Origin of the sequence: Duganella sp. FT27W (genome assembly GCF_009295655.1) — a bacterium.
Taxonomy (GTDB): Bacteria; Pseudomonadota; Gammaproteobacteria; order Burkholderiales; family Burkholderiaceae_D; genus Rugamonas; species Rugamonas zoogloeoides.
Window position 1 is genome coordinate 376,244 of record NZ_WHIV01000005.1, and the last position, 19,186, is coordinate 395,429.

Genomic DNA, 19,186 nt, shown 5'->3' on the forward strand with positions numbered 1-19,186 from the left:
CGCTACCGGGGGCGCTGGTGGGTTTGTCCATCTTGATAGGGAGCCAAGTTGACTGACATACCACGCCGCCGCCGGTTTGTGAATAGTTTTTGACGCGAAAACCCATCCCATGTATAATCTGCGGTTCCCCGGTTTCCATGCAGGACAGCAGCACTCGTCGCTGCAAGGCGCTGGCGGATTTTTCTCAACATATGAAGAGGTTTCAAATCATGTACGCGGTCATAAAAACCGGTGGCAAACAATACAAAGTTGTCGCTGGCGAAAAACTTAAAGTAGAACAGATACCTGCAGACATTGGTTCCGAAATCACCATTGACCAAGTCCTCGCCGTTGGCGCGGGCGACAGCATCAAGTTTGGTGCTCCCCTGGTTGAAGGTGCTACGGTACTGGTTACTGTTGTGGCTCAAGGTCGTCACGATAAGGTGAAGATTTTCAAGATGCGTCGTCGTAAGCACTACCAGAAGCATCAAGGCCATCGTCAGAATTACACCGAAATCCAAATCGTCTCGATCAACGGCTAATCCCGTTCCGGCACACTCTAGTACTCAAGGAGCTTTAGCATGGCACACAAAAAAGGCGGCGGCACAACGCGAAATGGTCGTGACTCAGAATCAAAACGCCTGGGCGTTAAGGTTTACGGCGGTCAAACGATCAATGCAGGCGGCATCATCATTCGTCAACGCGGCACGCCAGTGCGCGCCGGCGAAGGTGTTGGCACCGGCAAAGACCACACCCTGTTCGCTCTGGTGGATGGCGTGGTCAAGTTCGTAGTCAAGGGCGCAGGCTCGAAGCAGTACGTTACCGTAGTAGCAGCAGCCTAATGACGCTGCACGGATGATGCGCGGGGCGCACCATCCGATTTTGTAAGGCGCAAGCCTTCAATCGAAAAGGCTCTGCCCATGGTAGGGCCTTTTAGTTTTATGGCGGTACATCATGAAGTTTATCGACGAAGCAAAAATTGAAGTAATCGGTGGTGACGGCGGCAATGGTTGCGCCTCGTTTTGCCGTGAAAAATTCCGCCCATTTGGCGGCCCTGACGGCGGCGACGGCGGCAAGGGTGGCTCGATCTGGGCTGTAGCGGACCGTAACATCAATACCTTGGTCGATTTCCGCTTCTCCAAGGTGCACCGCGCGAAAGACGGCGAATCGGGCCGTGGCGCCGATTGCTACGGCAAGGGCGCTGACGATATCCACATGCGCATGCCGGTCGGCACCCTGATCATCGACGACGTGTCGGGCGAGATCCTGGCCGACCTGACCGAACACGGTCAAATGGAATTGCTGGCCAAGGGCGGCGAGGGCGGCTGGGGCAACATCCACTTCAAGACCTCGACCAACCGCGCACCACGCCAGAAGACCGAAGGTAAAGAAGGCGAACGCCGCGAAATCCGCCTCGAGCTGAAAGTGCTGGCCGACGTGGGCCTGCTGGGCATGCCGAATGCCGGCAAATCGACCTTCATTTCGGCCGTATCGAACGCCCGTCCGAAGATCGCCGACTACCCGTTCACCACCTTGTTCCCGAACCTGGGCGTGGTCCGCGTATCGCACGAGAAAAGCTTTGTGATCGCCGACATTCCAGGCCTGATCGAAGGCGCCGCCGAAGGCGCGGGCCTCGGCCACCAGTTCCTGCGCCACTTGCAGCGCACCGGTCTGCTGTTGCACATCGTCGATCTGGCGCCGTTCGAGACCAATGTCGATCCCGTCAAGGAAGCCAAGGCCCTGGTCAACGAACTGAAAAAGTACGACGAAGCGCTGGTGGACAAGCCACGCTGGCTGGTGCTCAACAAGCTCGACATGGTGCCGGAGGCGGAGCGCGTCAAGCGCGTAAAGGACTTCATCAAGAAGTTCGGCTTCAAGGGGCCGGTGTTCGAGATCTCGGCGCTGAGCCGCGACGGTACGCAAGAGCTGGTCAACGCCATCCAGATGCACCTGGAACAAGTGCGTCACACCGAGCAGCGTAGCGAAGAAACCCAGATGACCGAAGAAGCACGCGGCATTTCGTCGATCGATCCGGACGATCCGCGTTTCAAGATTCTCGACTGATTTCCCAACGGGACTGCACCAGTCCTCGACGGAATTTGGTATCAAAGGCATAATCAGGTTGAACTGGTTATGCCTTTTGTTTTTCAGCGGCATAATCGTAATCAGCTGATGATGCCCGCCGTCCTTTGTTACCACAAGGCCTGCGACCCTCTGCGGCAAGCAGGGCCATCCGTCCTAGCCAAGCACAATCACAGCACAGTCATTTCTTTCGCTTGTCTGGAGTAGTGTCGCACCCATGAATTCCGTTATACAAAAAGCCCAACGCATCATCATCAAGGTCGGCTCGTCGCTGGTCACCAACGACGGCCGCGGCCTCGACCACGCAGCGATTGCCCGCTGGGCCGCGCAGATCGCCGCCCTGCGCGCACTTGGCAAGCAGGTGGTGCTGGTCTCGTCCGGCGCGATCGCAGAGGGCATGTTGCGCCTTGGCTTCGAGCGCCGTCCGCACGACATCCACGAATTGCAGGCCTGCGCCGCCGTTGGCCAGATGGGCCTGGCGCAAATCTACGAAACCAGCTTCCGCGCTCACGCGCTGGGCACGGCGCAGGTGCTGCTTACCCACGCCGACCTGGCCGACCGCGAACGCTACCTGAACGCCCGCTCCACGCTGACCACCTTGCTGCGCTTGGGGATCGTGCCGATCATCAACGAGAACGACACGGTAGTTACCGACGAAATCAAGTTCGGCGACAACGACACCCTCGGTGCGCTGGTGGCCAACCTGATCGAAGCCGACGCGCTGATCATCCTTACCGACCAAAAGGGTTTATATAGCGCCGATCCGCGCAAGGACCCCGCCGCCGTATTGATCGCGCATGGCCGCGCCGGCGACCTGACGCTTGAAGCGATGGCCGGCGGCGCCGGCAGCAGCCTGGGGCGCGGCGGCATGCTGACCAAGATCCTGGCCGCCAAGCGCGCCGCCAAGTCGGGCGCCCACACGGTGATCGCCTACGGCCGCGAAGAAAACGTCCTGGAACGCCTGGCTGCCGGCGAAGCGATCGGCACCGAGCTGGCCGCGCAAACCGGCCATCTCACCGCGCGCAAGCAATGGATGGCCGACCACCTGCATACGGCAGGACAGGTCGTGCTTGACGCCGGCGCGGTACAAAAACTGACGGCAGAGGGCAAGTCGCTGTTGCCGATCGGCGTGATCGAAGTAAAAGGGGAGTTCGGGCGCGGCGCCGTGATCACGTGCGTGGACCAGCTTGGTGTGCCGGTGGCGCGCGGGCTGTCGAACTACACCAGCGCCGAGACCCGGCGCATCATGCGTAAACCGTCGAGCGAGATCGAGGCCATCCTCGGCTACCTCGAGGGCAAGGAGCTGGTGCACCGCGATAACCTGGTGCTGGTGTAATCACAGCTGGCCGTAGCGGAACCCTATGCCCAGCGCGGCCGGCCACTTGAGCCACAGCAGCAACAGCAAGCCGCCGTACCATAGCGTGTAGAGCGCGTGGACCAGCGGCGCTGGCAGGTGGCGTAACAGGAATGCGTACATTGTTTAACTCCCCGGTATCAGTGGTGCGAACAGCGTTGCCAGGCAGCGCCAGGCGGCGGCCAGGTTCGGCGTCGAGGTCAGCGCAAAGCTGAGGATGACAAATTGCAGCGTGAGCAGCCAGCTGAAACCCCGCCACAGCGCGTTGGTGCGCAGCGCGGCCGCCCACGGCATGTGCTTGCCCCATAGATGCACCACCACCAGGCCGGCGCCGTGGAACAGACCCCAGGCCAGGTAGCGCGGCGAGAGCTCGTGCCACAGGCCCAGCACCACCATGCTGGCCAGGCTGGCCAGCATGTACTGGCGGGTACGCGACAGGATGGGACGGAACACGAAGTCGCGGCACCATTCCGACACCGTGATATGCCAGCGCCGCCAGAATTCCTGCAAATTACCAGCGGAAAACGGGAAGTTAAAATTCTCCGGCACCCGCATGCCCAGCAGCGCGGCAAAACCGATGGCGATATCGCAGTAGCCTGAAAACTGCCAGTACAGGTTGAGCCCGTATCCGAGCAGAGGCAGGTACGTATCGAGCCAGGGATGGCCAGTCTCCAGCGCCAGGGTATCGAGCTTGTGATTCAGCAGGTAACCAGCCAGCAGCACCACTTTCACGTAGCCATACAGCAGACGCTGCAGCGCCTGCGAGGCGACGGCACCATCCCAGCGCGCGCGCAGCAGTTCCAGCCGGAAGCTTTCATAGCGCTGCACCGGGCCTACCGCCAGCGTCGGCGGGAACAGCAGGTAGGCCAGGCTACTTGCGGCGCGGCCATCGCGCAGCGGGCCGCTGCCGTGTTCGGCGATCAGATGCCACGCCTTGAGCGAGACGAACGCATAGCCGAGCCAGGCGATCAAACCATGGCTGGCCTTGCCGAACTGGTAGGCGCCGAACATCAGCAGCACCCCGCCCAGCCCCACGGTACGCATCAGGGTCTTGCGCTGCCATTGCGGCCCGCACATCAGCGCCACCCAGAGCAGCAAGGCCGCCCATGCGCCCAGCCCGATCCAGCTGTCATGGGCGAGCAGCACCGTGCCGCCGGCGGCCAGCAACCATGGCCGCCATTGGCTCGGCAACCGCCAGTAGAGCGCAACCAGCGCGGATATAAACAGCATGCTGAAAACAGACAGCCATACCATGTCAGCCGCCCTTCGCCATAGACTGCAGCTGCGCGGACCACCAAGTCTCGAAGCGGCGTGCGCCGGCGGCGTTCATGTGGCGACCGTCGCAGTACAAGTCCGGTTCGGGATAATCGGGGGAGGCGAGGTAGCTGACGCGCGGGCCTGGCGGCATGGCAGCTTTCCAGCGTTGCAACCACGACTGCCTTTCATGCGTGATTGCCTGCTCGAACTGGCTGCTGCGGCGTATCTCCAGCACCACGATGTGTACCCCGCGCTGCGTCAGTTGCAGCAGTCGGGCTTGTAAAGCGGTGTCGATGTCGGGTGGGGTCCGCGTGGCGTTTTGCTGGGCAACCAGGCCTGCCAGCTGTTTCCGGATCGCGGCAGGTGTCTGGACCTCGCACGGAAACATGGTCACCTGGTCGTTGAGGCGTATTCCGGTCGCCGTGGCGACCGGGGCCTTCAGCATGCTCGCGAAAGCATAACGCATCTCTTCCAGGATGAAGTCTGGGTTGGTTGGCAACAGCAGGTTGGTGTCGATGACCAGTATGCCGGGAGGATGGCGGTCGAGTACGTCCAGCACGGCGTGCAAATACCCCATGCTGCTGCCGCTCTTGGTGATCCGCAGCCAGTCCATGCCTTCCAGCTTGTCATACTGGCCTGGCGGCGTGGCGGCCCACAGCAGTGAAGACCCCAGTGCCACTACGCGCACACCCGGCCGGTCGGGATGATCTGCAAGAAAGCGCTGAACCTGGCCGGCCGCTGCGGCGCCGGCTTCCTGTCTGGCCGACCGGTAGTACAGCGCCGCCACCGCCATCACGGCGGCTACCAGCACCACGCTGTACAGCCAGACGCGCAGCGGCAAGACCTTGGCCATTGCCACGCCCATCTCAGCGCGCCAGCCTGTTGATCATGTGCACGGTTGCGCCCAGCGATTCCATGTGCACCACGTCCGTCGGACTCAGGCGGATGTTGAACAGGGTTTCCAGGCCGATCACGAAATTGATGTGGGCCAGCGAGTCCCAGCCCGGGGTGTTGGCCGGACCGGAGCTGTCCTGCAAGGTGTGCGGGGCCACCTGGAACAGTTCGGCAGCAAGCGCGAAAACCTGTGCGCGCGGGTCGTGCGTGCTGCCCGCGCTCACCGGCGTTACCGCCAGCGATTTTTGCAGTTGAGCGGTGATCACCTTGCCCGACGGCGTACGCGGCAATTGCGAACTGAAGACGATGCGCTTGGGCAGTTCGTGCGCGCCCAGGTGGCTGCCGCAGTGCGCCAGCAATTGCGCGCTGTCGGCTTCCATGGCGGGGCGCAGCACCACGCAGGCTACGGGGATTTCGCCCCAGGTTGCATCGGGCAGGGCCACGGTGGCCGCTTCCAGAACGGCCGGGTGTTGCAGCAGCACGCCGTTGATGGCTTCCGGCGACAGGTTGTAGCCGCCACAGATGATCAGGTCCTTGAGGCGGCCGGTGATCCAGTAGACACCGTCGCTGTCGCGCCGCGCCTGGTCGCCCGTGTGCAGCCAGCCGTCGCGCAACACGGCGGCGGTGGCTTCGGGATTGTCGAGGTAGCCGTGCATCAGGTTGGCACCTTGCAGGCACAGTTCGCCCGGCTCGTCGTCCCCCGCTGCGCTGCCGTCTTCACGCAGGATCCTGGCCAGCATGTCGCGCGGGATGCCCACGCTGCCTACCTTGTGGCTGGCAGCGTCCGGTCCGGCATACAGGCCGCAGGTGCCGGTTTCGCTCAGGCCATAGGTGTTGATCAGCTTGATTTTGAAAGTGTCGCTAAAGCCGGTCCAGATGGCGGCGCTCAACGGCGCGCTGCACGAGACGGCAAACTGGAAATGGCCGTTGCCGAAATTTTCTGCCAGGTGGCTGCCGTACTGCTGCATCAGCGCCAGCGCGGTGGGCGCCGCCACCAGGTGGGTGACCTGTTCGCGGTACACGGCAATCAACAGCGCCTCGATGCCGACGATGGAAAACGGCGCCGGCCGCACCAGCGCGCAGCCCACCCGGTAAGCGAGCAGCACGCCTTGCACCAGGCCGTCGGCATGCGTCAGTGGCATCAGGTTCATCAGGCGCGAGTTCTGGTCGAGCCCGTAGTGGTCGCCTATCGTGCGCGAATGCGCCAGCAGCGCCGGCCAGTGCATTTCCACGCCCTTCGGGCGCGCCGTGCTGCCCGAGGTGAAGACCACGTAGGCGGGACCTTCCTGGCGCGCTGGCGGCAGCGCTGCCGGCGTCGGCGCCGACAGCAGGCCGGGCCAGTTGTCGAGATCGGCCGGGGCGCGCCGGCCCAGCAGCTTGCCGAGCAGCTTGCCCTTGGCCTGGGCGCCAGCCACGCCGATCCGCTGCGCCGGCAAGGCCATGCCGGCCTCCTGCCATTGTGCAATGCGGTCGGCGTCGGCGATGACGCCGGCCACTTGTGCATGTTCGAGCAGGTATTGCACCTGACTGGCGGCGGTGCCGGGATCGAGCAGCAGCGGGATCGCGCCAGCGCGCAGGCAACCGAGCAGCAGCGGCATCGCGGCCAGGTCGTCGCGCACCATGAACAGCACGCGTTGCTGGTCGAGCTTGCCGGCCAGCAGGCGTGCTGCGACCAGGGCGATCTGGGTGTCCAGTTCACCGTGAGACAGGGTTTTCGCGCCGATCAAAAAGGGCGACGCGGCATGGCCGGAACGGGAGTCGAACATGTGCTGCTTTCTAAACTTGTGAGAGGGAATGCGCCAGCAGTTTGCGGTCGAGCTTACCAGCTGCGGTATAGGGAAGCGTGTCGCGCACGCGCCACAGGCGCGGCATGACGTCGGCGGTGGCCTGGCGGCGGCAGGCGTCGACAAACGCTGCCATGTCGAAACCGGCTTCGACCACCAGCAGTCCGACCAGGCCTTGCGGTCCCGCAGTGATGGCTGCCTCGCGCACGTGGGGCAGGCTGCAGACGGCGCGCTCGAGCGGCGCCGGGTGGACGATATCGCCAAACTCGTTCTTGAGCTGGTCGTCGTGCCGGCCCAGCAGGGTGATACGGCCGTGGCCGTCATGACTGGCGATGTCGCCGGTATAGAGCCAGTTGCCGCGTGCGATGCGGGCCGTTTGCGCGGCGTCGCGCCAGTAGCCGAGCATCAGCTGGTTGCTGTGCACGCGCAGTTCGCCGGCCCGGCCGGCTGCCAGTGGCGCGCCGTCGGCATCGCAGATTTGCACCACGGCGCCTACCGGCTTTCCGCTGGCCCCTTGCAGGTGGTCGAACACCATGCACAGGCCGCCCGTTTCGGTCAGACCGTAGTAGTCGACAATGGCCAGGTTCATGCGCTGCGCCAGCGCTGCATGCAGCGCCGGCTGTAGCGGCGCGCCGGTGGACAGGATCTGGCGCAGGCTGGCCGGGTGCAGGGTCAGGTGGGCCGGCAGCAGGTCGAGCATGGACAGCCAGGCCGGTCCGGTGGACAGCACTGTCACGCCGTGGCGCTGCGCCGCCTGCAGGGTCTTGCCCACGCTGTGGCGCTCGGCCTCGTCGGCCAGGTACACGCCCGCGCCCGCGAACAGCGCCGCCACCAGTGGATTGCGCAAGCCGCTCATGGTGTGGAAGTCGCCCAGCGACAGCAGCAGGTCCTGGTCGTGCCAGCCGAACTCGGTGGCCGCCAGTTGGCCGCTGTGCAGCAGTGCGCGCTGGCTATGGACCACGCCCTTGGGCATGCCGGTGCTGCCGGACGTAAACAGGATCATGGCGACATCATCTGGCTGCACCACGTGTGTGGCGGATGCTGGCGGCAGTTCCAGCCAGTCTTCGAGCAGAGCCGACAATTCCGGCACGGTGTTCCCGGCGGGCAGTGCTGCGTCGTTGTCGTCATCGTGCAAGGCATCGAGCAGCACGGCCGGACAGGTGGCGAGGGCGGCGGCGCCGAGGCGCGGGCGGTCCAGCACCAGCAAAACCGGTTCGATACGGTCGAGCAGCGGCGCCAGCTGCGCAGGTGTTTCGGCCAGCTCCTTGCGCAATGGCACCACCACCGCGCCCAGTCGCCAGATGGCCCAGGTCAGCAGCACCGCTTCCGGGTGTGGCGCGCACAGCATCACCACGCGGTCGCCGGGCCCCACGCCCAGGGCGCGCAAGCCCTGTTGCAGTGCCGGCACCAGCAGCGTTACCTCGTCCACGCCGAAGGCGCTGTCGTCGATGCCGCACAGCAGCAGCGGCCGGTCACGGTACAGCGTGGGCAGCAATTGCCACAGGTATTCGAAAGTCTCTTCTTGCGGTAGCGGCCGCACCACCTGGCTGGCGTAATATGACTGCAAGCGCGCCATGGCGCCGCTCACCGGCGCCAGTTGCACCAGTTCGGCATCGACCATGGCGCGGGCCTGGTCGCACACGTGACGGACCGGCAACTGCAAGCGTTGCGCCGTTTCTTCCAGGGTACGCATTTGCCCCAGCTGGAACAGGATCTGCAACTGCTCCGGCCCCAGCGCTTGCAGGCCGAGCCGGTCGAGCCGGTCCGCATAGCAGGGATGGCGCAGCAGCAGGTCTGCCATCAGACCGCCCAATGCCTGCGGATCGGCCACGGCACGGCCGTTCAGGCTGTCCAGCTCGAGCAGGGCGTTGACGATGCCGCGTGCGCCGGGCACGGCGAGATCGAGATCGGCCCGCCGCAGCGGTGCGCCTTCCCACGATGGCGGCGTCAACGCCACCAGGCCGTTGTAATGCGGCGTGTCCGGCTCGCTCAGCAAGGTCGTGGCGCCGTGCGCGCCGGCATCGAACAAGGTTACCTCGGCCATGACGATGGCACTGCGTGCCTGGCGCTTGCGCGCGGCTTGCAGCCGCTCCAGGTGGCGCCGGCCGTGCAGGATCAGGCCGCCACGATCAAAATATGGCGACGGTTCGCTGTTGGCCATGTGCACGTGCGGGAAGATGATCGGCGCGTCGTCGCGGGCGATGCGCAGCAGGTCGCCGAGGAAAGTCGCGGGCGCGTAGCGGTGCAGCGAGTCGAGGCCGTGGACCAGCGCAAACCGGCTGTCCCCGAACGGCAGCGGACCGCCGGGCGGCACAAACACGATATCGTGGTTGGGCGCGCGCCGGCCGGCGGCAAGCCAATGCGCGTAGCCCATGTAGCCGAGTACGTCGAAGTTGCCTTCCCAGATCGACACCACGTGTTGCTCGGGAAAGACCGCTGCCAGCATCTCGCCGCTCCAGCCGGTACGGCCCCAGGTGTCGAGTATCAGGTCGCCGGGCCGCAGGTGCGCGCGCGCCAGGTCGAGCAGGGCGTAGAACGCGCGTGTCGATTCGTTGAACGGCTGGAAGGCGGCGTAGCGGTCGGGAATGCGGCGCACATGGCGGCGGTGCATGAATGACAGGTAGTCGGGGCTGGGCGCCAGCTTGGCATCGAGCGCCGGCAGCGTGGCGCGCGCGTCGGCCACGCTACCCAGGTGCGCTTCTGTAAACAGCGGGAACCCCCGCACCACGGGGACATGGAGCGCGCAGTCAGGGCAGCTCAGCACACCGCTCGATAGCGGCAAACTGGTGGCCAATGGTGTATCGCTGGTCAATGACGTGCGGCATGCGGGGCACGCCAGGACGCCGAATGTAGTTTTTTGCATCCAAAAACGTGTAAAGATAGCGTGGGGTAAGCTTGCTTACAATATGGCTGGCGGCGGAGTTTTGCTGCGGTAGTCGCATAAATCGATCTGCATGCAGTTCCAGCACTCTGGTTTACGTGCCTTGCAGGTATAGCGACCATGCAGTATCAGCCAATGATGCGCATCTTGCAAGAATTCTTTAGGTATGAACTTTAATAGCTTTTGCTCGACGATCTCGACATTCTTGCCGGGCGCCAGCCCGGTGCGGTTCGACACGCGGAAGATATGGGTATCGACCGCCATGGTCGGCTCTCCAAACGCCGTGTTCATGACCACGTTGGCGGTCTTGCGCCCCACGCCGGGCAGGGCTTCGAGCGATTCGCGGTCGCGCGGCACTTCGCCGCCGTGCAGGTCCACCAGCATCCTGCACGTGGCGATCACGTTCTTGCCCTTGGTTTTATACAGGCCGATGGTCTGGATATAGGTCTTGAGTTCGTCCTCGCCCAAGTCGAGTATCGCCTGCGGCGTGTTGGCCACCGGGTAGAGCTTGCGGGTGGCCTTGTTCACGCCGACGTCGGTGGCCTGCGCCGACAGCAGCACCGCGATCAGCAGTTCGAACGGCGTGGTGTATTCGAGTTCGGTCTTGGGGTGGGGATTGGCGGCGCGGAAGCGCACGAACATTTCGTGGCGTTTGGCTGGATTCATTCAGGCTTGGTTCCGTTCTGGCTGGTTGCTGCGGTTGCCGCAGCATCGGCTGCCGCAGCTTCTTTCTTGGCGCGGGCGCGCTCCATGGCGGCGGCGATGATGGCTTTCTTGCGCGCGAGCGCCTCGGCGGACGCGGCGTCGGCCGGATCGATGGCGTTGACGATCTCCATCTTGCTGTGGGCCTTGGCGGCCAGGCGGTCGTCGTTTTCCTGCTTTTCGCGCTGGAGGCGCACGGTGCGGAAGTCGTGGCGCTCACGGGCGGCGTCGGCCTCGGGCTGGCCCCAGGCGGCCCAGCCGGTGGTCTCGGTGACCGGGTACATGACGATGCAATCGACCGGGCACGGGTTCACGCACAGGTCGCAGCCGGTGCACAGGTCGGGCACGATGGTGTGCATCAGCTTGGCGGCACCGACGATGGCGTCCACCGGGCAGGCCTGGATGCACAGGGTACAGCCGATGCACAGCGACTCGTCGATAAACGCCACCGCGCGCGGGCGCTCGAGGCCGTTGACGGGATTGAGCGGAATGACCTTGCGGCCGGTCACCGCCGACAGCCTGGCGATGCCCTCGGCGCCGCCAGGCGGGCACTGGTTGATCTCGGCAGCGCCGTCCGCTATCGCCTGCGCGTACGGACGGCAGCCATCGAAGCCGCACTTGGTGCATTGCGTTTGCGGCAGGACGTCTTCGATGCGGTCGGCGAGGGGGCGGAGGTCGGACACGGCGGTTTCAAAATCGGTAAAACGCCATTATCCGACATCTGCGCGCCGTTCACCGAAAAACCGCACGCGGCGCACGGTCTGCCGTTCCAGTTCTTCGGTGTGCAAACCGAGCGCCGGCTTGACCAGGTCGCTGTGGCTGATGATGCCGACCAGGCGCCGCGACTGCATGTCCGCCACCACCGGCAGCCGGCCCGCGCCATGCACGGCCAGCCGCGTGGCAACCGCCCGGCAGGTTTCATCAGTCAGCGCCACCAGGGGCAGGTTGACGCCGAACAGGTCGCCTACGCGCACCGCATCCGGGCGGCTGGCCGCGCCTTCGCGGTCGAGCATGCCGACCAGTGCGCCGGTGTCGCTGCGTACCACCGGGTAGGCGCGGTGGCGCGGCTTGTCATGGAAGTGGGTACTCACAACATTGGCCAGCAACGCATCGTGGGCGATGGTGTGCGGGGCGTGCGTCATCACCTCGGCCACGCTGTGACGCTCGAGCGGGTCGATGCCGTATTCGCGATAGATGTGGTGGCCACGGCGGGCGATTTTTTCGGTGAGGATCGAGCGGTCCATGGTGATCACCGTGAACGCGTACGCCACCGTGGCGGTGGCCAGCACCGGCAGCAGGGCATTGGCGTCGTGGGTGAGTTCGAACGCAAACACCACCGCCATCACCGGCGCGCGCATCATGCCGCCCAGCGTGGCGGCCATGAATACCAGCGGCCACACGGCCGGCTCGCCGCCGGGCAGGTACGGGCCGAGCAGGGCGCCCAGGCCAGCGCCGAGCATCAGCAAGGGCGCCAGCACGCCGCCTGAGGTGCCCGAGCCGAGCGCCAGCAGCCAGATTACGGCTTTCACCAGCAGCAGGCTGGCGATCGCGGTGGCGGCCAGGTGGTTGTTCAGCAGGTCGGCGATGACGTCGTAGCCGACGCCGAGCGCGCGCGGTTGCAGGTAGCCACCGATGCCCACGGCCAGGCCGCCAAGCGCCGGCCACCACATCCAGTGGATCGGCAGCTTGTGGAAGCCGTCTTCCACCTTGTACAGCGCGTTCGACAGCAGCCACGCCAGCATGCCGCACAGCACGCCGGCGATCAGGCACGACAGCAGGGCGGACGGCGCCAGCGCCTGCGTGTGCAGCGGAAACAGCGGACCTGACTCGATCAGCAACGGGCGCAGGAAGCCGGCCACCGCGCAGGCCACCGCCACCGGCGCCAGGCTGCGCGGACGCAGTTCGAACAGCAGCAGTTCCACTGCCAGCAGCACGGCCGCGATCGGCGTGCCGAACACGGCAGTCATGCCGGCCGTGGCGCCAGCCACCAGCAGCGCCTTGCGCTCGGCCGCCGTCAAATGAAAATGCTGGCCGATCAGCGAGCCGACCGCGCCGCCGGTCATGATGATCGGGCCTTCGGCGCCAAACGGCCCGCCGCTGCCGATGGCAATCCCCGACGCCAGCGGTTTGAGTACCGCCACCTTGGGCGACATGGTGCTCTTCTTGAACAGGATGGCTTCGATCGCCTCGGGAATGCCGTGGCCGCGTATGGCCTCGGAACCGTAGCGCGCGATGAGGCCCACGATCAGGCCGCCAAGCACGGGTACCACGATCACCCAGGCGCCCAGCGTGTTCTCCGCCGGCGATCTGAAGGCGGTCGAGAAGGTCTGGAAGAAGAACAGGTTGATGAAGAAGCGGATCGCGTGCAGCAGCAGGTCGGCGGTGACGGTGCTGAGCGCACCGACCACGGCGGCAATGCTGGTCAACAGCAGCAGGCGCGACTTGCCGTCGAAGTCGCGGCGGGTGTCATGTTTATTCATGGCGAATTTGGGGAATGGTGAACACGCCTTCGAGCGACAGCAGCTCGATGCGATGCTGTTCGGCCAGCTGGGCCAGGATGGTTTCGCCGTGCGGCAGCAGGTGGATTTCCACGCGGCGGCGGTCGGTCTCGCTCACGCGCCGCACGACCAGGCCCATCGCTTCGCAGCGCGTGGCCAGCGCCACCACGCCGTGGTGCTTCGCTTGCAGCCGTTCGGCCAGTTCGCCTACCGAGGCCCAGTCGCGGCCCGGATAGCCCTTGATGTGTAGCAGCAGCAGGTATTGCAGCGGAGTGATGCCTTGCGCTTGCACCACGTCTTCGGAAAAGCGTTCGAAGCGGCGCATCTGGTAACGGAATTCGGACAGCGCGGCAAAGTCCGATTTGTCGAGAGTTTTGTTAGTCATGCCGAAATATATCACAACGTGATGTATTTGACCGAAAAAATACCCGGCGCTGGTGCAGCGTCGGGCATTTTGCAGGCTTACGCGTGTTGCTTGATAAAATCGGTGATTTTCGGGCAGACCATCTCGCGCCAGCGGCGACCCGAGAAAATACCGTAGTGGCCGGCGCGCGGCGCCACGAAATCCTGCTTCATGTCGTCCGGAATATTGCTGCACAGGTCGTGCGCGGCCTGGGTCTGGCCGGCGCCGGAAATGTCGTCCAGCTCGCCTTCGACCGTGAACAGCGCCACCGAGGTGATGTCTTGCGGACGCACCAGCTGGCCGCCCACTTCCCAGGTGCCGCGCGGCAGGGCGAATTCCTGGAACACGGTCTTGATGGTGTCGAGATAGTACTCGGCCGGCATGTCCAGCACGGCATTGTATTCGTCGTAGAACTTGCGGTGCGATTCGGCGGTTTCTTCGTCACCCTTGACCAGGTGGTTGTAGAAGTCGCGGTGGCTCTCGGCGTGGCGGCCCGGGTTCATGGCGATGAAGCCGGCGTGCTGCAGGAAGCCCGGGTACACCTTGCGGCCGAAACCGGGGTAGTTCGGCGGCACCGGGTAAATCACGGTGTTTTCAAACCACGAGAATTTTTTCTCGGTGGCCAGGTTGTTGACAGCAGTGGGCGAACGGCGCGGATCGATCGGGCCGCCCATCATGGTCATGGTTTTCGGCAGCTTAGGGTCGTTGGAGGTTGCCATCAGCGAAATGGCGGCCAATACCGGCACCGTGGGCTGGCACACGGAAATCACGTGCACGTCCGGGCCCAGGTGGCGGATGAAGTCCTGCACATAATAAATGTAATCGTCGAGGCGGAAGGCGCCGTCGGCCAGCGGCACCATGCGGGCGTCGGTCCAGTCCGTGATGAAGACGTCGTGCTCGACCAGTAAGCCGCGCACGGTGTCGCGCAGCAGCGTGGAGTGGTGTCCCGACAGCGGCGCCACCAGCAGCACGGTCGGCTGCGCCAGGTCTGTCACTTGCTGATCGTCCAGGTCCTTGCGGAAGTGGATAACGCGGCAGAACGGTTTGTTGACTGTCACCTGCTCGATGATGCCTACCGGCTCGGGCATACCCTTGACCGGCGACGTGTCGATGCCGAACGCCGGCTTTTCGTAGTCCTTGCCCAGTCGGTACATCAGTTCGTAGCCGGCGGCGATGCGCTGCGCGAACGGCGTGTGCGCCAGCGGCGAGACCGGATTGCTGAAGATTTTGGCGGAGGCATCGGCCCACTGCATCAGTGGCGTGAGCATCGATCGTTGCATTTCGTGCAGTTGGTAGAGCATGATAGTTGTCCCGGTGTTTTTATGGTGCGTTGCACCAATTCATGCATGATACGCCAATTCAGCGGCGCAAGGCCGCATGGAGGCTGGTGATCGATGCATTTTGGTGCCTCGGGGAAAAATTACTGATATTGCGCAACAAATCCCGTCTCAAGAATAATACTGCTGCCGCCATAAAAAAAGCAGCGTTTCCGCTGCTTTTCTGTAGGACATCTACCTGAGTGTTGTGTTACTGGCGGTCCGCTAGTAACAGTTAATCAAGCTTAATCAAAAACTGGCGTCTCCACGCCCAGCACCTTGTGCAGCTTCGGCGAGGTGGTGGTGTACTGCATGTGGATCTTCTTGTCCGGGAAGATGTACGGCGCGGCGCCGAAGGCGGCCAGCGCGGCTTCGTGGAAGCCCGACAGGATCAGCTTTTTCTTGCCCGGATAGGTGTTGATGTCGCCCACGGCAAAGATGCCCGGCACATTGGTTTCGAACTTCTCGGTATCCTGCACCTTGAGCTGGCGGCGTTCGATGTCCAGGCCCCATTCGGCGATCGGGCCCAGCTTCGGCGACAGGCCGTAGAACACCAGCAGCATGTCCAGCGGCACGCGGCGGGTAACGCCGTCCTGGCCGGTGACCTTCAGTTCGGTCAGCTTGTCGTCCTTGGTCTCGAAACCAGTGGCCTGGCCCACGATCAGTTGCATTTCGTAGTCGTCGCACAGCGCCTTCATCTTGGCGACCGACGCTGGCGCAGCGCGGAAGTCCTCACGGCGGTGCAGCAGCACGACCGATTCGGCCTTGCCGACGAAGTTCAGGGCCCAGTCCAGGGCCGAGTCGCCGCCGCCGCAGATGACCAGGTTCTTGCCTTCGAACTGGGCAGGATCCTTGACCTTGTAGTGCAGTTGCGAGCCTTCGAAGACGTCGATGCCATCGACTTTCAGGGTACGGGCCTGGAACGAACCGACGCCGGCAGCAATGAAGATGGTCTTGGTGATGAACTCGGTACCGGCAGTGGTGGCGACGTCGAAACGGCCGTCGTCGCGGCGTTGAACCTTGACCACTTCCTGGCCCAGGTGGAAGGTCGGCTCGAACGGCTCGATCTGCTTGAGCAGGTTGTCGGTCAGTTCCTGGCCGGTGCACGAAGGCACGGCCGGGATGTCGTAGATCGGCTTGTCAGGATACAGTTCGACGCATTGTCCGCCCACCGCGCCCAGCGAATCGATCACATGGGCTTTAATTTCCAGCAGGCCCAGTTCGAAGACCTGGAACAGGCCGACCGGGCCGGCGCCAATGATGACGGCATCGGTTTCGATGACGCCGGTAGGGGTGACAGTGCTATTCATTCGTTTTTCCTGTGATTTCAATAATGGTTAGGCAATACCGACAGCGCGCTGCGCGCTGTCGGTATTGCCCGGCCAGACAGACGTCTTAGCGTACCAGCAGGTGCAGCTTGTCTTTGACGTCCTTGAACTGGTCGGCGTCCGGCAGCGGGGCGACGGTCTTGGTGATCGACGGCCAGTGGCGCGACAGGTCGGCGTTGAGCTTGATGTATTGCTGCTGGTCGCCGGGCACATCTTCTTCGGCGTAAATCGCGTTGACCGGGCACTCGGCCACGCAAACGGCGCAGTCGATGCACTCGTCCGGGTCGATGGCAAGGAAGTTCGGTCCAGAGCGGAAACAATCTACCGGGCAAACATCGACGCAGTCCGTATAACGGCAGCTGATGCAAGATTCGGTGACAACGTGGGTCATAACAGTCCTATCAATGTTGGTGCGCAGTGGCGTAGTCGGCGATGGCGTAGCCGGCTAACCTCGGCAAAGCACTGTATTTTAAGGTAATTCCTTATTTCTCACAAACGGCGCTTATATACAATACATATAAGCAAATGCGCCGTGGCTGGGCGCGGAGCCGCAGCGCGACTCGCGCGCGAGCCCATCGGCAGCGTTCAGACAGGCTGGACACTGGCGCCGCAGGGGCGCAACTGGCATGATGCAGCCTTTGTTTTACTTTTAAGGAAGTGCATGGCGGACATCAACATCGTCCAGGAACACCACCTGGCGCCCGAGCAAGCCCGTGCGGCGGCGCAACAAGTTGCGGACAAACTGTCCGAACAATTCGAATTGACGTCGCGCTGGGATGGTGATGTGCTGCGCTTCGAGCGCAGCGGCGTGAATGGCACGCTGAGTTTGCTGCCGAACCAGGCGCAGTTGCATATCGCGCTCGGCTTTCCGATCAGCGCGTTTGCGTCGCAGATCGAGAGCAAGGTAGCGGACAAGATGCGCCGCGTATTTACGGCAGCATAGCGGGAGGCCGGCCCATGGTAGTCCAGGGCCGGCACGGGATTACTTCAGGTCTTCGATCAGGTCGATGTACTGTTGTTTGGCGTCGTCGGCGCTGGTGCCCTTGAGTGCATCCCAGGCGTCGAACTTGGCGCGGCCGACCATGTCGGTAAAGCCGGGACGCTCGCCGGTGGCGTCGCCCACCGACGCCTGCTTGAACAGCGCGTAGATTTTCAGCAGGGTCATATTGTCCGGACGTTCCGGCAGGTTTTTCGAGTCCGCCTGGGCTTGTTCGAATTGTGCTTGTAAGCTCATGTCTTCTCCTGTGTTGGGTGCAATCGTCCATCATACCCGCAGCCCTCGCGAAATCCGCTAGAGGAACCCCTCAAAAACACGCGCCCCAAAGCACAACGGCGGCCATGGCAGGCTGTGCGCCTGGCATGAACCGCCGTGTTACTTGTCGCTGGCTGCACCTGGGCGCCAGCGGTGCTGCAATTACTTGGCTTTTTTGGCCGGGTTGACAGCCGACTTCAGGGTCGCGCCCGCCGAGAATTTCGGGGTTTTCGACGCTGCGATCTTGATCGCTTCGCCGGTAGCTGGATTGCGACCTTTGCGCGCAGCACGCTTGGCAACGGAGAAGGTGCCGAAGCCGGTGATGCCTACCGTGTCGCCTTTTTTAAGACGCTCGGTCACGATGGCGATCAAGGTGTTTACTGCGGTGTTGGCGGCAGCAGCAGACATCTCGGTGCGTTTCGCAAATTCAGCAATCAGTTCGCCTTTTTTCATTACTACCTCCTTGGTTATTAGAGCGCGCAGATTAGCATAAATATTGTCAGATGTAATGGTTTCCGCGTGAAGAGTTTCAAAGTAACCCTTGCTGCACCTGCCACGCGCCCATTTGCATCGGATGATCCCTTGTAGTTAAAGGGCTTACGCAATCCTGACGGACTCGCATCCTGTTCAAAAAGGTTTATCATGGCACGACTTGCGCAGCGATAATGAGCAGGATGATGAGCTTTTCAGATGACACACTGATTGCCTACGCCGATGGCCAGCTGGACGACGCGACCCGCCGCGCCATCGAGCACGCCATGCAGCGCGACGCCAGCCTGCAACGCCGGGTGGCCACCCTGCGCGTGAAATCCCATGCATACAACGGACCGCCGCCGCGCTACGGCAAGGTGGTACACCTGTCGGCCATCCGGGCCCAGCGCGTGGCCGTGCAGCAGGCTGCGCGCAAGGCGCAAACGCCGCGCTGGAGCTGGCAGGTCTGGACCGCGATCGGCGCCGTGCTGGTTGCCGGCTTGCTGGCGGGGCGTTTTGCGCTGGTGTACTGGCAGCCGGCCTGGCTGGGCGAACCACCGGCCGCGCCCACCACCATCATCAGCCGCAACGGCATGTTAATCGCCCAGGGCAAGCTCGATCTGGCGCTGAGCCGGCAAATGGGCGGCGCCGCGCCGTCGGAAGGCGATGTGCGGGTGGGCTTGAGTTTTTTGTCGAACCAGGGCGGTTATTGCCGCACCTTTACGCTGGTGGGCCTGAGCCAGGACCTGGTGGGCATGGCCTGCCGCGCCAGCGAAGAGTGGCGGGTGCCGGTACTGGTACAAAACATGCGTCCCGCGCCACAAATGAGCGCGCAGCGCGTGGCAGGCACGGAAATGCCGACAGCGGTGCTCGAAGCGATCGACCAGCGAATAGTGGGGGGAATGATGGATACGCGCGCGGAGCAGGAGGCGTTGCGGCGCAACTGGCAGCGCTGAGGGTAGTGCGCGCGCTGCCAGCGGTACTA

Annotated in this window: 20 protein-coding genes; 6 read left to right on the forward strand and 14 right to left on the reverse strand. The window is 63.5% G+C overall.

What is annotated here, in order from left to right; all coding sequences use genetic code 11:
- Nucleotides 1-209 precede the first annotated feature (209 nt).
- The 4 genes from rplU to proB all read left to right on the forward strand — a co-directional run bounded on the left by rplU (nt 210) and on the right by proB (nt 3,397).
- Nucleotides 210-521 (forward strand): 50S ribosomal protein L21, encoded by a 312-nt coding sequence (rplU, locus tag F8197_RS23695; RefSeq protein WP_026637237.1) that lies wholly within the window; start codon nt 210-212, stop codon nt 519-521.
- 39 nt (nt 522-560) lie between these two features.
- A complete protein-coding gene (rpmA, locus tag F8197_RS23700) occupies nt 561-821 on the forward strand; it encodes a 50S ribosomal protein L27 (protein ID WP_019921557.1) in 261 nt (86 codons plus the stop codon).
- 112 nt (nt 822-933) lie between these two features.
- Complete coding sequence (gene obgE / locus F8197_RS23705) at nt 934-2,043, forward strand: GTPase ObgE (protein ID WP_019921558.1); 1,110 nt, start codon at nt 934-936, stop codon at nt 2,041-2,043.
- A 235-nt stretch (nt 2,044-2,278) separates the two neighbouring features.
- A complete protein-coding gene (gene proB, locus F8197_RS23710) occupies nt 2,279-3,397 on the forward strand; it encodes a glutamate 5-kinase (protein ID WP_152884044.1) in 1,119 nt (372 codons plus the stop codon).
- On the opposite strand, the gene F8197_RS28670 is transcribed toward proB, so the two are convergent.
- The 12 genes from F8197_RS28670 to fdxA form a co-directional block, all read right to left on the reverse strand.
- A complete protein-coding gene (locus F8197_RS28670; RefSeq protein WP_193333549.1) occupies nt 3,398-3,538 on the reverse strand; it encodes a hypothetical protein in 141 nt (46 codons plus the stop codon).
- Between the two features lie 3 nt (nt 3,539-3,541).
- A complete protein-coding gene (locus tag F8197_RS23715; protein WP_193333550.1) occupies nt 3,542-4,645 on the reverse strand; it encodes an MBOAT family O-acyltransferase in 1,104 nt (367 codons plus the stop codon).
- 25 nt (nt 4,646-4,670) lie between these two features.
- Complete coding sequence (locus tag F8197_RS23720) at nt 4,671-5,525, reverse strand: hypothetical protein (protein ID WP_152884048.1); 855 nt, start codon at nt 5,523-5,525, stop codon at nt 4,671-4,673.
- A 13-nt stretch (nt 5,526-5,538) separates the two neighbouring features.
- Nucleotides 5,539-7,332 (reverse strand): AMP-binding protein, encoded by a 1,794-nt coding sequence (locus tag F8197_RS23725; RefSeq protein WP_193333551.1) that lies wholly within the window; start codon nt 7,330-7,332, stop codon nt 5,539-5,541.
- A 10-nt stretch (nt 7,333-7,342) separates the two neighbouring features.
- Entirely contained in the window at nt 7,343-10,213 is a 2,871-nt protein-coding gene (locus F8197_RS23730) for a class I adenylate-forming enzyme family protein (protein ID WP_152884052.1), read from the reverse strand.
- Nucleotides 10,214-10,249: 36 nt separating this feature from the next.
- Nucleotides 10,250-10,897 (reverse strand): endonuclease III, encoded by a 648-nt coding sequence (gene nth, locus F8197_RS23735; RefSeq protein WP_056137515.1) that lies wholly within the window; start codon nt 10,895-10,897, stop codon nt 10,250-10,252.
- Nucleotides 10,894-11,616 (reverse strand): electron transport complex subunit RsxB, encoded by a 723-nt coding sequence (rsxB, locus tag F8197_RS23740; RefSeq protein ID WP_373996962.1) that lies wholly within the window; start codon nt 11,614-11,616, stop codon nt 10,894-10,896. Before rsxB ends, nth begins: the two co-directional genes overlap by 4 nt.
- Nucleotides 11,617-11,643: 27 nt before the next feature.
- On the reverse strand, nt 11,644-13,413 hold the full coding sequence (locus F8197_RS23745) for a chloride channel protein (protein ID WP_152884054.1): 1,770 nt from the start codon (nt 13,411-13,413) through the stop codon (nt 11,644-11,646).
- Entirely contained in the window at nt 13,406-13,816 is a 411-nt protein-coding gene (locus F8197_RS23750; protein ID WP_152884055.1) for a MarR family winged helix-turn-helix transcriptional regulator, read from the reverse strand. The genes F8197_RS23745 and F8197_RS23750 overlap by 8 nt, the downstream gene beginning before the upstream one ends.
- Before the next feature lie 77 nt (nt 13,817-13,893).
- Entirely contained in the window at nt 13,894-15,135 is a 1,242-nt protein-coding gene (locus tag F8197_RS23755; protein WP_152884057.1) for a polyhydroxyalkanoate depolymerase, read from the reverse strand.
- Between the two features lie 260 nt (nt 15,136-15,395).
- Nucleotides 15,396-16,460: an NAD(P)/FAD-dependent oxidoreductase gene (locus F8197_RS23760; RefSeq protein ID WP_019921565.1), complete on the reverse strand. Its 1,065-nt coding sequence runs from the start codon at nt 16,458-16,460 to the stop codon at nt 15,396-15,398.
- Nucleotides 16,461-16,545: 85 nt separating this feature from the next.
- On the reverse strand, nt 16,546-16,869 hold the full coding sequence (fdxA, locus tag F8197_RS23765; RefSeq protein WP_056137511.1) for a ferredoxin FdxA: 324 nt from the start codon (nt 16,867-16,869) through the stop codon (nt 16,546-16,548).
- A gap of 270 nt (nt 16,870-17,139) precedes the next feature.
- Between fdxA and F8197_RS23770 the strand changes: the two genes are divergently transcribed.
- Complete coding sequence (locus F8197_RS23770; protein WP_056137510.1) at nt 17,140-17,421, forward strand: polyhydroxyalkanoic acid system family protein; 282 nt, start codon at nt 17,140-17,142, stop codon at nt 17,419-17,421.
- Nucleotides 17,422-17,460: 39 nt separating this feature from the next.
- Here the strand turns inward: F8197_RS23770 and F8197_RS23775 are convergent, their stop codons facing one another.
- Both F8197_RS23775 and F8197_RS23780 read right to left on the reverse strand, forming a co-directional pair.
- Nucleotides 17,461-17,712: an acyl-CoA-binding protein gene (locus F8197_RS23775; RefSeq protein ID WP_019921568.1), complete on the reverse strand. Its 252-nt coding sequence runs from the start codon at nt 17,710-17,712 to the stop codon at nt 17,461-17,463.
- A 180-nt stretch (nt 17,713-17,892) separates the two neighbouring features.
- The gene (locus tag F8197_RS23780; RefSeq protein WP_019921569.1) at nt 17,893-18,183 is read right to left on the reverse strand and encodes an HU family DNA-binding protein; all 291 of its coding nucleotides are present in this window, start codon (nt 18,181-18,183) and stop codon (nt 17,893-17,895) included.
- A 224-nt stretch (nt 18,184-18,407) separates the two neighbouring features.
- On the opposite strand from F8197_RS23780, the gene F8197_RS23785 reads away from it, so the two are divergent.
- Nucleotides 18,408-19,157: a hypothetical protein gene (locus F8197_RS23785; RefSeq protein ID WP_152884059.1), complete on the forward strand. Its 750-nt coding sequence runs from the start codon at nt 18,408-18,410 to the stop codon at nt 19,155-19,157.
- Nucleotides 19,158-19,186 lie beyond the last annotated feature (29 nt).

Excerpts from the sequence above, each read along its gene's own strand:
- rplU (WP_026637237.1), top strand. The coding sequence starts at position 210 with ATGTACGCGGTCATAAAAACCGGTGGCAAACAATACAAAGTTGTCGCT.
- rpmA (WP_019921557.1), top strand. The coding sequence starts at position 561 with ATGGCACACAAAAAAGGCGGCGGCACAACGCGAAATGGTCGTGACTCA.
- obgE (WP_019921558.1), top strand. The coding sequence starts at position 934 with ATGAAGTTTATCGACGAAGCAAAAATTGAAGTAATCGGTGGTGACGGC.
- proB (WP_152884044.1), top strand. The coding sequence starts at position 2,279 with ATGAATTCCGTTATACAAAAAGCCCAACGCATCATCATCAAGGTCGGC.
- F8197_RS28670 (WP_193333549.1), bottom strand. The coding sequence starts at position 3,538 with ATGTACGCATTCCTGTTACGCCACCTGCCAGCGCCGCTGGTCCACGCG.
- F8197_RS23715 (WP_193333550.1), bottom strand. The coding sequence starts at position 4,645 with ATGCTGTTTATATCCGCGCTGGTTGCGCTCTACTGGCGGTTGCCGAGC.
- F8197_RS23720 (WP_152884048.1), bottom strand. The coding sequence starts at position 5,525 with ATGGCCAAGGTCTTGCCGCTGCGCGTCTGGCTGTACAGCGTGGTGCTG.
- F8197_RS23725 (WP_193333551.1), bottom strand. The coding sequence starts at position 7,332 with ATGTTCGACTCCCGTTCCGGCCATGCCGCGTCGCCCTTTTTGATCGGC.
- F8197_RS23730 (WP_152884052.1), bottom strand. The coding sequence starts at position 10,213 with ATGCAAAAAACTACATTCGGCGTCCTGGCGTGCCCCGCATGCCGCACG.
- nth (WP_056137515.1), bottom strand. The coding sequence starts at position 10,897 with ATGAATCCAGCCAAACGCCACGAAATGTTCGTGCGCTTCCGCGCCGCC.
- F8197_RS23745 (WP_152884054.1), bottom strand. The coding sequence starts at position 13,413 with ATGAATAAACATGACACCCGCCGCGACTTCGACGGCAAGTCGCGCCTG.
- F8197_RS23750 (WP_152884055.1), bottom strand. The coding sequence starts at position 13,816 with ATGACTAACAAAACTCTCGACAAATCGGACTTTGCCGCGCTGTCCGAA.
- F8197_RS23755 (WP_152884057.1), bottom strand. The coding sequence starts at position 15,135 with ATGCTCTACCAACTGCACGAAATGCAACGATCGATGCTCACGCCACTG.
- F8197_RS23760 (WP_019921565.1), bottom strand. The coding sequence starts at position 16,460 with ATGAATAGCACTGTCACCCCTACCGGCGTCATCGAAACCGATGCCGTC.
- fdxA (WP_056137511.1), bottom strand. The coding sequence starts at position 16,869 with ATGACCCACGTTGTCACCGAATCTTGCATCAGCTGCCGTTATACGGAC.
- F8197_RS23770 (WP_056137510.1), top strand. The coding sequence starts at position 17,140 with ATGGCGGACATCAACATCGTCCAGGAACACCACCTGGCGCCCGAGCAA.
- F8197_RS23775 (WP_019921568.1), bottom strand. The coding sequence starts at position 17,712 with ATGAGCTTACAAGCACAATTCGAACAAGCCCAGGCGGACTCGAAAAAC.
- F8197_RS23780 (WP_019921569.1), bottom strand. The coding sequence starts at position 18,183 with ATGAAAAAAGGCGAACTGATTGCTGAATTTGCGAAACGCACCGAGATG.
- F8197_RS23785 (WP_152884059.1), top strand. The coding sequence starts at position 18,408 with ATGAGCTTTTCAGATGACACACTGATTGCCTACGCCGATGGCCAGCTG.